Genomic DNA, 11,241 nt, shown 5'->3' with positions numbered 1-11,241 from the left:
TTTGGTTGTCTTGTTCGATTAGGCAAAACTTCGGGCGCAGAGGTAGCCCCTGTTTAACTTCGGGATTTGCTTTCAATGGCAGGCAACCTGTCTGTTTAAATAAACCTGGATGACCGAGGGACCTCTATCAAATGCGAAGACTGTTTGGATTGTGCGGCATTGAATCGGATTGCCAACTTGGTTTGGCAAGGCCAATGCATCGGTGTCACCACGTGCCACTTGTACAGATGGCGCACATTTGAACTGCGGATAGCCGCACATCAGCAACGAATAGGCAAAAGCGATTTTCGATCGGTTGCAAAAATGTCGCGCCGCGATCAGTGCCTGGGCACGTACCCTGTCAATCCAGACAGACTTTGCCGGTCACGGTCGCTATTCGTGTCCTTTGGTTTAGTCAGGTGAGGGAAAACCCGGCTCGACAATTTCCGCATGGTAGGACCAACCGCTACCAGCGGATTAACCGATCTCTAAACAGTCCGCCGTGCTACAGGTACGGCGACTGCGCTCATTGTTTACCCACACACTATGCGTTTCCAAACCACTCGTCCCAATAGCCGCGCTGCTTGCCGCTGGATCAGATCTCTGATCTGGGCAGGCTGTGTGTGTGCGCTAGGGGCCGGTGGTTGGGGGCAACAGTTGGCCGCACAGAACACTGCTGCCACAGACAACTTCGTTCGGCAGCCAAACGACGACGAACAGATCAGTTGGGAAGCGACGCCGCCGCCAGCGGAGGTCCCCAACGACTGGTTCCAAACGAAAATCAAACCCGACGCCGGGCAGACACAGACCGTGCTGCTCCAGGCAGTCCCGGTCAATGGCATGCCGGTGCAAACAGCGCAGAAGCTGCCGTCGCAATGGTCTTCCCTCGGCGAATCGCCGTCCGCGGTGACTCAATCGGCTCTGCAGACCTTGGCCATTGCCCCGCCACCTGAAAATTCGCCACCTGAAAATTCGCCACCTAAAAATTCGCCAACGAACGCCCCACCAACCCATGCCGCACCACCTCAATCCCGACCAGCAACACTTGATGCTGCAAAGCGACAAGCTTCGCATTACCAAGTCGCCCAAAAGCTAGCTGCGAATCGATCCGCCGAGTCGCCGTTGACATTGGTGTTGCCTGGAAAGGCACCTGCAACGGTAACTGCAGCAACATCCCCCGGGCAAATCGCCAGCGAGACGGAAAAACTGAGTGACACGATCGCTCCTTTTTCTGAAAACCCATCGTTGTTGTTTTGGTGGCATGAACCGGTTTCGCAAACGGTGCTGAATCGGAGCAAGTGGGTGACGTTTGACATGGAAACGGTCCTGGTCGATACGCTTCGCCACAGCCCATCCATCAAAGGCGTCGCGCAGCGGACCGGTTCGGCTTTGGAACGCATCGTCCAGCAAGATGCCGCATTTGATTCGACGGTTCTGTTTAGTGGCACCGGTGGTCGTACCAATGATCCCGTTGGAAACACATTGACCACCGGCGGGCCGAGCCGTTTGCAAGAGGAATCGCTGAGCGTGCGCGGTGGCATCACCAAGAACGGGCGTCGCGGCACGGAGCTAGGGTTGACTCAGGAAGTGGGCATTAAGAGCAGCAACAGTACGTTTTTTATTCCCGAAGACCAGGGCGATGCTCGATTGAGTCTCAGTCTGACGCAGCCATTATTGGATCGTGCCGGACAGGTCTACAACGAACGCCTGCTTACTCAGGCTCGAATCAGCAGCCGCGTGACTTGGCAAGAAATGCGACGCGATGTCGAAACTCGCATCGCCGACGTCATGAACGCGTACTGGAATCTGTACGAGGTCCGCTGTCATCTGCTGCAACAGCGTCAGTTGTTGGCACGAGGCGTGCAGATCGAAGAAATGGTGCTCGCACGCAACGGCTTTGATTCCAGCCGAATCGAGCTGGCAAAAGCCAAGCAACGCACCGCAAGACGAACCGACCAGTTGGTTGTCTTGGACGCGGAAGTCCGCAAGCGACAAGTGCGCTTGGCGACGTTGATCGGATCGGACGCCCTATGTGGTGCGGGGTCCGCATTGGAACTGATTCCTCAGGAAACGCCGGTCTTTCCTGACCAGGACTGGGATGTCCGCGATGTATTGGTCAAGACGTTGGAGAATCGGCCGGAGATTCGCTCGGCGACGGCAGAACTGGAAGCAGCCGCGTTGGCAGTCCGTGTGACACGCACGGAATTGGTTCCGCAGCTCAACGCCGTTATCAATGCGTCACTGTCATCATTAAACGGTGACAATCGAATCGACCGTTCGTTCTTTGATCAGTTCTCAGGTATCGGTCCAGGTTTTTCCGCCGGGTTGCAGTACGAAATGCCCTACGGTCGACGCGCCGCGCGATCGCGCGTCCGCGAAGCACAGCATCAGTACCGTCAGCGCGCCGAAGCTCTTCGTGAAGTCATTCAGAAAACACAGTGGGAGTCAGAATCGGCATTGATCGATCTGCAGCGGACGTCCAAGCAACATCAGACCAAACGCAATCTGTTGGTCACCGCAATCGAGGAAGAGACCGTGTTAACGCGGAGATGGGAAATGATGGGGAGTGACGGTTCGCGTGTCGGCGTGGTGCTGGGCAATCTGTTGGATGCACAGCAGCGACGAACCGATGCGGAACAAGAGTATGTGAGTGCCCAAACGCAGTACGTGATCGCACTGATCAGCATGCAACGTGCGATGGGAACTCTGCTTCGTGCCGAGGGAATTCAAGCGACTCGCGAAGGTTGCTCCGACGTCGATTTTGTACGGCACGGCGAAGAGTTCAGTGCCGAGCATGTCCTCGGTGAATCTGTCAGCAAAATGACTCCTGGGGCTGAGAAAAAAGGGCAACCAACGACGCAAGGTCACTTGACCACCGAAACGCCATTAAATCAATCCAGCGACGGCATGCCTGGTTCTTTGCAACCGCCCAGCCAATCCGCCGTCGACGCTACCAAAACGACCGCGACCGATTCAGCGTCCAATCAGTCGGAGCAGGGCATCCCCAGCTATGCACGCAGGTCATCGCCGTGGGCTCGCAAAGCGAATCAACAGCCGGTCAACATTGCAAATCAAAGCGGCAATCGTTTCCAACCCTCTACGCCCGTGAATCGATAATTATGAAACGCCTAGCAAACTTCCCAGCATTCAATCGACTGTGTACCCAGCAATCATGCCACAAGGCAGGTCTCGGTCCTTCTGGGGGCTCCAGGCTCCGCGCGTGTCTTGCTGCGTCATTGCTGGCGGCATTCGGTGGTTTACTGGCGACGGGGAACAGTGTCCAGGCACAGCAGTCGCTGGTGTATGACGGATTCACCAAACCGAAGTACGACATTCTGGTTGCGGCCAACGAAATTGGCCGTGTCGAGGAAGTGTTGGTCGAGGAGGGCGATCAGGTCCGCAAAGGCCAGGTCGTGGCACGATTGGAAGATGGAATCCAGCAGGCTTCGGTGAGAATATCGGAGTTTCAATGCACGATGACCGGGGAGATCGAAGCCGCCAAAGCCGAAGTGGCGACAAACTTGGCGCGGGTTCAGCAGGTCCGCCAACTGGCAGCCGATCAAATGGCACCGCCGACTGAGTTGGCGCGCGCCGAAGCGGATTTGGAGATCGCACAGGCGAAGCACAAAACGGCTTTGGAACAAAATGCCCTGCGCAAATTGGAATTGAAACGCAATCGGGTCCAATTGGAGCGTCGCCAAGTGGTCGCACCGATGGATGGCGTCGTCGCAAAAGTCTTTCATCAACCTGGCGAGTATGTGACTCCAAGTGATCCCGCATTGATCCGGTTGTTAGTGACCAGCCCGTTGTACGCCGTATTCAACGTGCCCGTTGATGAGCTGGGATCCGTGAATGTCGATGACTCGGCGCGAGTTTACCTTCGCAGCAGTCGTACGAGCATCGAGTGCAAAGTCCGCGCGATTTCGCCGGCGATTGACGGAGAGAGTGGCACGGTCGAAGTGCGAGTGCTGCTGCCCAACACAGACGGCAAACTGCGTGCGGGAGATCGCTGCACTGTGCACATGAAAAAATCGAATCAGATCGCGGGCGTGCAATCCAACCAAGGAGGCGTCAAATAACGATGACGACGGGGGCTTCACCTACCGACGACTCGGGCGCCAATATCAAGGCGGCGGGGCTGAACGTTTCGCTATTGGGATCATCCCATCGCGAGTCGGCAGAAGCTGCGCGCCATGTGGATCCGACAAACGCCACGCCAGAGAGTCTTGCCGCGTTCATCGTTGACGAGCAGAGAAAGACGAGCAAGAATCGTCCGATGGTGCCTCGGGCTGATGTCGACCGGATCATGAAGTTGATCGAAACGGTTTCGACGGCAAAAGACCGTGCGGAAGCGATCTCGCTGATGGTCAACCAAATCGCCGCGGACTTGGAAGGCAGCACGGTTCGTTGTGGATTGGGGGGCAAACAACTTCGCCGACTGTACGATCAAAAACTGGGGTGGCTTGGCCCCGAAAGCACGCTGTTCGTCGCTGCGCAGGAACGCTGGTCGACACGAGTGTCCGGTCTAAGCAAGGCGACCAACGAACAGGAACGAGATACGTTTACGGTTTCGATTCCGCAGCCCGATGGCGAAGGTCATTGCTCCGTCTGGATCACAGGATTTGACAGGACGCCGTTTTGGCTGCAAGCGACCGCGGCGACGTTGCGGTACGTTGTCTGGGATCGTCCCACCAAATCGTGGTTGCGAGCGCCCGAGCGATTGCGTCTGGCTTCGTCGGCTTGGTTAGTCGCTGCAGGCATGGTCTTTGCTGTGATCGCTTTGTGGCCGATCGATTACCGCATTCCTTGCACAGCGATTGTGCAACCCGTTCAACAACGGTTAGTGGCCGCTCCGTTTGAAGCGACTTTGTTGGAAACCAAGATTCAGCCCGGCGATGTTGTCCAAGCCGGACAACTCTTGGTACTGTTGGATGGACGACCGCTTCGTTTGGAGTTGGAATCGATCGAAACGGAGATCCAGCGTTTTGACAAAGAGCACCGTGTGGCATTGGTCAACGGTCGCGTTGCCGAATCGCAACAGGCCGCGCTAAGCAAGCGTCGATCGGAGCGACGTCATCAGTTATTGAGCGATCGTTTGGAGCGACTTGAAGTGACCAGCCCGATCGATGGCGTGGTTGTCAGTGGCGACTTGGAACGATTCATTGGTTCGCCGCTTGAAACCGGGCAAACGATCTTGGAAGTCGCGCCGCTGGATCGTGTGCTAGTGGAAATTGAGATTCCGGAGTTCGAGATTGGCTACGTCCAGGCGGAATCAGATACACGCGTTCGGTTTGCTTCGGTCGGAGGAGCGTCGATTCGGCAAAAGATTCAGGCTGTCTATCCGGCCGCCGAAGTTCGCGACGACCGCAGTGTGTTTGTCGCCAAAATTGAAGTGGACAATTCCGACGGTAAACTTCGACCGGGAATGAAGGGGGATGCCACGACCTATGGGCCACTGCGTCCAACATCGTGGTCTTGGATCCGCGGTACGTGGGAACGCATGCTTTGGTGGGCGGGGTACTAAACGTGTTTGACCAACCCTCCGATTCGGGCGGCAGTGGTTTACCGCCTAGCGGAAGCCAAGGACCGCCGCCGGATCCCAATCTATTGATTGCGGTGGACTCGGACGTCACGTTTTCGACACGCGACTACGGCGGACGCACGTCGTATGTGGCGCACCACGGCAAACTGGGCCAATACTTTCGGCTGGGCGTCGAAGAGTATCACGTTGCTGTTCATTTTGACGGCCGTCGCAGTTTGGGCGAAATCCATGAACAGATTTCCAATGACGGCGTGCAGTGGAGCGTCGAGGACGTCGCGCGATTCGCATCCGAATTGGTCAAGCAGAAGATTGCTTCCGCGCACCAAGCTGCGACTGAACCCAAGCCAGATGAGACCGATTCGGGATCGGCTGATAGCGATGTTAACGGAAACGGGGCGATAGATCCAGCTGCGCCACCCAACAAACCTTCGCGTCTTCAGAAAGCGATGCAGCTGCTTTCGTTGACCGTCAGTCAGCGATTCCCGTTGATGGATGGCCACGTCATTGCGCAAAAGTGCGATCGGGTTGTTGGTCCGGCATTTTCGCGAGTGGGCCGGTTGGTGTGGATCGTGTTGGTCGGCAGTGGCATGCTGGTCGTGCTGAAACACCACGACGAATTTGCGATCGAAATTCGCCGGCTCTTCGATCCCGGCATTTGGGTGTTCTTGCTGTTGTTCTGGTGTCTTGCCAAAGTGCTCCACGAAATCGGACACGCGGTTTGTGCGTATCGAAATGGAGTCCGCATCGGAAAGACCGGTGTGATGTTTTTCTTGCTCGCGCCGTTGGCCTACGTCGACGTCACCGATGCCTGGAAATTGCCCAAGCGTCTTCAACGCGTGCAGATTGCGTTAGCTGGCGTGTATTTGGAATTAGCGGTTGCCTCTATCGCAGCTTGGGCGTGGTGGCTGTTGCCGATTGGAACCCCCCGGCACTTTGCGGCTCAGATCTTCTTGGTCGCTGGGCCGGCAACTTTGTTGGTCAATGCGAATCCGCTACTGCGTCTGGACGGTTACTACGTGCTTTCGGATCTGTTGGAGATTCCGAACTTGCGGATGCATGGTCGTGCGCAGCTGGGGCAACGAATCGAATGGGTGTTGTTTGGATTGCCCGTTGGTACGCCGCGAATGTTCGGATGGCGCCGACCGGCAGCGACGTTCCATGCGATTTGTTCGGTTGTGTTTCAGTTCTTTTGGATGTCCGGCTTGGTCGTCGCCGTGGCGATGTGGGCTCGTGGTTTAGGAATTGTGCTGGCTTGCTTTGCACTACTGCTGTGGGCCATTTTGCCACTGGGACGTTGGATCTACAAAATCTGGACGTTGCAGCCTGGCCAGGGTTTCGGTCTGAACCTGTACCGTCGACGATTGATTGGCTATTCGTTGATCATCGTGACGGTGCTTCAGCACGTTAGTTTTTCGTCGTCACCGTTTGATCGCCGCGTCAGTGTCGTGGTTCGTTTTCAAGACGAACAGGTTGCCCGCGCATCGGCGGACGCATTCGTGACCGCGGTGCATGTCCAACGTGGCGATCGTGTCAAAAGCGGCATGTTGTTGGTGGAACTCAGTCAGCCCGAGTTGATCGTACAACGTGATCAAAAAGCGGACGACATTCTGTTGGCGCAACAACGCGCCGTTCAGTTTCGTCGGCGTGGGGAGCTGTCACGCACCGCGGCCGAAATGGAAAACGCAGAAAGTCTGCAGCGACAACTGGTCGAACTGAATGAACAGATCGCTGGGTTGCGGGTCACGGCAATTCGCGATGGAGTGATCACATCGACTGACCCGCGCCGTCTACTGGGCAACTATGCAAAGCGCGGGCAAGAATTGGTGCGTGTGTCGGATCCGCGTGAAAAAGAACTGTTGGCGGTTGTCGGTCGCGAGGACATGGCGACGTACCAGGCCGCGGTGAAATCAAGTTCGCTTTCGTCGGTGCGGTTGCGAGGTGGGCAGACATTTTATGCCTCTCCGGCAATGCTCTTGCCGCGTGCCATCGAAGCGTTACCGCATCCGGCGCTTGCTGCCAGTGTGGGCGGTCCCGTCGCGGTCGAACCGTCGACTAATCCGGACCGTGAGATGCAAATGATTCAGCCGCACGCGCAAAGCGAAACTCCGCTGGATGCCGTCACCAGTCTGATGGTCCACAGTGGGCAAGTTGGCACGATGACGATCTCGGACGATCGATCTTTGCTAACACGAATCTACGACGACATGGTTGCATCGGCGACGCCGCAGTAAGGCGAATTCGGAAGAGGCACGGAGAGTTGGATGTGCGACTTCACCGATCGCCTCAGTCGTGAATCGGCAGACTGGACCCATCGAATGCATCGGGTAGCAGCTGAGCCAATTGGCGAACACGGCGTGAACCGTCGATGACATCCACCATGATTACGGGCAGGTCCAGCCCGAATTCTGCCAAGAACTGACGACAAGCACCGCAGGGCGAAACTCCGCCCACGCTAGCGATGGCGATACCACGCCACTTTCGATGACCTTGAGCGACCGCTGTCACGACTGCGCCTCGTTCGGCACAAAGGCTGAGCGAGTAGCTGGCATTTTCGACATTGCATCCCGCCACAATTTCGCCGCTCGCGATCAACAAAGCCGCTCCCACGTAAAAATGGCTGTGCGGAGCATAAGCCTGATCGCGTGCTTCGATCGCGGCACGCACCAGATGTTCGATCTCGTTGGCTTTCAGTTCAGGCATGTGGATAACAGACTGGAAAGCTGCCGTAAAAACGGTTCAAAACGCAGGTTTTACGGTGACAGCGAAGGGATGGAAACGAGCATACAATAGACCAATCTCAACCCTATACGCGTTAGTCGAGTCGGCAATCCGCTTCCGCAGGAAAATCTTTTTTGCTCAGGCGACGCATGATCAGTCGTCGCGCGGGAACAGCGGTGTCGGCAACCTGAAACGCCGACTTCAATCGCTGGGTCGCACTTTCCGCAAGATTGCGGGGGCAGTGGACCGAAAAAACGGGCTGACCACGTGTGAGGGTGTCACCGATTCTAGCGTGCACCATGATCCCGACGGTCGGGTCGATGGTGTCGTCAATTTTGCGCCGCCCACCGCCGATTTCGACGACCATCTCCCCGATCGCTTGGCAATCCAGGTCCGACAAATGTCCGTCGTGATCGCTACGGACTTCCCATGCCGGAGCAACTGGTGGCAGCGCGGATAAGTCGCCACCTTGGGCATGCACCATCTGGTCGAACCGCTGCATCGCTCGTCCACTATCGATTGCCGACTCCAATCGTTCGATCGCCGCGGGCCGATGGTTTGCTAAACCGACGCTCATAAGCAAATCAGCAGCCAATTCGATTGTCAAAGTCCGTACTTCCGCCGGCCCACCGCCAGTTAGCACTTCGATCGATTCGATGACTTCCAGAGCATTGCCGACTGCTTTGCCGAGCGGTTGGTCCATGTCGGAAATGATCACCGAAGTCGGCAGTCCTGCTTGTTGCCCGACTTCGATTATCGACTGGGAAAGTTTCATCGCATCTGGCAAACTTTTCATCGCCGCCGCTCGGCCGACTTTGACATCCATGACCAGGGCGTCCAAATTCGCAGCCAGCTTCTTGCTCAAAATGCTGGCGGTAATCAACGGGATCGAATCGACCGTCGCCGTGACGTCACGCAGTGAATAGAGTTTTCGATCCGCGGGCGCGATTTCCTGGCTCGCTCCGACAATAAACGCCCCCACTTTCTGTAGCACTTCGGTCGATCGCTGTATCGAAAGCTGCGTTTGAAATCCGGGGATCGATTCCAGTTTGTCCAACGTGCCGCCGGTTAGCCCGAGGCCGCGTCCACTGATCATGGGGACCATGCCGCCGACTTCTGCTAGTAGCGGTGCCAAAATCAAAGAGACTTTGTCGCCCAAGCCGCCGGTACTGTGTTTATCGATGCGTGGGCGCGTCTGTCGGTTGGTCGCCTGTTTATCGGGTGCCTGTTTGTCAGCGTCTGGGCCATCGGTCGACCGCGGCAATTGGATTCCACTATCCCGCATCGCGTGCGTCAACGTCGCGGTTTCGGATTGAGTCATTCCGTTGATGCAAACGGCCATCGCGAACGCGGCCATTTGGTAATCGGCAACGCTACCGTCGCAAAATCCATCGATCAAGAAACGGATTTCGTCAGCACTGAGTTCCTGACCCCAGCGTTTCTTTGACAGGACGGTTGCAGTCAGCATGGGGTTGGTTGGGAATCCGTGAGGACGTTAGCTTCTGGAGATGTCTTTGACGACGTTTTGGGCGGGGCCTTCGTTGGGGGCCGTAAACTAGGTTGTCTGTCAACTCGTTTCGCATTGCAGCACGCTGTCTCCCCAAGTGAGCTGTGACCGTTATATTGCAGATCCCGCGTTGACGCGAATCCAATTCATCGCGAATCCATATTTGAATGAACTGCCATGACACGACGCTTTCTTTCTGTGATTCATCTTTCCAAGTCAAACACGTTGGCACTGGCATTTGGGGCCGTTTGTTGCTTGATTAGTCTGGGAAATTCGCCATCGGCCATTTCAGATGAACCCGATGCGTCGCCAACCAAGCCAGTGGCGGCAGAACCCGTTCAAGCCGACGCAGTGCCTGCTGAGGAAATTGTTGCCGAAGTGCAAGCGGGACCGAGAGCGTTGTCGCGCGCGTTTCGTGCCGCCGCCCGAAAAGCAACTCCGTCGGTGGTGACGGTATTTTCGTACGGGCAAGAAAAGATCAATACGTTTCCGGCACCTGTCGAAACCGAAGACACCAAAAAGCCAGACGAAAAGACCATGACCGGGATTGGATCGGGAGTGATCGTCGGAAATGAGGGGTTGGTGATTACCAACAATCACGTCATCTCGGGCGCAAAACGAGTGGTCGTGCAGTTGTCCGACGAAAGCGAAATCGAAGCTTCGGTTGTTCGCGGTGATCCCGATAGCGATGTCGCCATGTTGCGAATCCAACGCGACACGCCTTTTACTGGTGCCGACGTGGGGAATTCGGACGATCTGGAAGTCGGCGATTGGGTGTTGGCGATCGGCAGCCCTTTTCGTTTGGAAGCGACGGTTAGTGCCGGAATCATCAGCGCCAAGAACCGGCCCATCGAGCGAATTCGCCGCGGCCGAATGTTGCAAACCGACGCAGCGATCAACCCGGGAAATTCCGGCGGACCGCTGATCGATTTGGACGGCAACGTGATTGGTATCAGCACCGCGATTGCGACTCGCAACGGTGGCTACCAGGGAATTGGTTTTGCGATCCCGATCAATCACGCCAAGTGGATTGCGGACGAACTGGATCAACACGAAAAAGTCCGACGCGCTGCGATCGGCGCGACGTTGTTGGAACTGAAACCGAAGTACGCCAAAATGTTCAAGAAGAAAGCGTTTCAGGGCGTGCTGATTTACCAAGTCATCGAAGATTCGGTTGCCGACGTCGCTGGTTTTAAGCAGCTGGACGTGATTGTTGAATTCGCGGGCGAACGAGTCAAAAGTCCCGAAACGCTCCAGGAAGTGATCGAACGCAAACCGGTTGGATCGATGCAAGCTGTCAAAATCGATCGCAACGGAGACGAGCTGACTCTGCAAGTCGAACTGGCCACCGTCGATGATCCAACGCCTCGAAAGGCAACCGAGGAAGCGATGGCTGCTGAGACGAGAGAGGACGATGCGAAAGAAGTCAAACAGGACGCTCAGACAGAGGCGAAGCCGGAAAAGGCCGACTCCGAGTAGCGGGTTTTTGAATTAA

Annotated in this window: 7 protein-coding genes; 5 read left to right on the top strand and 2 right to left on the bottom strand. The window is 56.2% G+C overall.

Going from position 1 to position 11,241, the window contains the following annotated elements; genetic code table 11:
• Nucleotides 1-525: 525 nt before the first annotated feature.
• From K239x_RS17285 to K239x_RS17270, 4 genes are read left to right on the top strand one after another with little or no spacing between them, the layout of a single operon-like run.
• On the top strand, nucleotides 526-3,096 hold the full coding sequence (locus tag K239x_RS17285; RefSeq protein ID WP_145419474.1) for a TolC family protein: 2,571 nt from the start codon (nucleotides 526-528) through the stop codon (nucleotides 3,094-3,096).
• A gap of 2 nt (nucleotides 3,097-3,098) precedes the next feature.
• A complete protein-coding gene (locus tag K239x_RS17280; RefSeq protein WP_145419473.1) occupies nucleotides 3,099-4,058 on the top strand; it encodes an efflux RND transporter periplasmic adaptor subunit in 960 nt (319 codons plus the stop codon).
• A 2-nt stretch (nucleotides 4,059-4,060) separates the two neighbouring features.
• Complete coding sequence (locus tag K239x_RS17275; protein ID WP_145419472.1) at nucleotides 4,061-5,503, top strand: efflux RND transporter periplasmic adaptor subunit; 1,443 nt, start codon at nucleotides 4,061-4,063, stop codon at nucleotides 5,501-5,503.
• Complete coding sequence (locus tag K239x_RS17270; protein ID WP_145419471.1) at nucleotides 5,470-7,752, top strand: site-2 protease family protein; 2,283 nt, start codon at nucleotides 5,470-5,472, stop codon at nucleotides 7,750-7,752. Before K239x_RS17275 ends, K239x_RS17270 begins: the two co-directional genes overlap by 34 nt.
• Nucleotides 7,753-7,804: 52 nt before the next feature.
• Here K239x_RS17270 and K239x_RS17265 read toward each other — a convergent pair whose 3' ends face one another.
• Both K239x_RS17265 and K239x_RS17260 read right to left on the bottom strand, forming a co-directional pair.
• Nucleotides 7,805-8,221 (bottom strand): cytidine deaminase, encoded by a 417-nt coding sequence (locus K239x_RS17265; protein WP_145419470.1) that lies wholly within the window; start codon nucleotides 8,219-8,221, stop codon nucleotides 7,805-7,807.
• Nucleotides 8,222-8,333: 112 nt separating this feature from the next.
• A complete protein-coding gene (locus tag K239x_RS17260; RefSeq protein WP_145419469.1) occupies nucleotides 8,334-9,707 on the bottom strand; it encodes a thymidine phosphorylase in 1,374 nt (457 codons plus the stop codon).
• Between the two features lie 216 nt (nucleotides 9,708-9,923).
• Here K239x_RS17260 and K239x_RS17255 point away from each other — a divergent pair, with 216 nt between their 5' ends.
• Nucleotides 9,924-11,225 (top strand): S1C family serine protease, encoded by a 1,302-nt coding sequence (locus K239x_RS17255; RefSeq protein WP_145419468.1) that lies wholly within the window; start codon nucleotides 9,924-9,926, stop codon nucleotides 11,223-11,225.
• Nucleotides 11,226-11,241: the final 16 nt, after the last annotated feature.

The organism is Stieleria marina (genome assembly GCA_007741555.1).
Taxonomy (GTDB): domain Bacteria; phylum Planctomycetota; class Planctomycetia; order Pirellulales; family Pirellulaceae; genus K23-9.
Note: the sequence above shows the minus strand (reverse complement) of the source record. Positions and strands in the feature narration are given on the sequence as shown.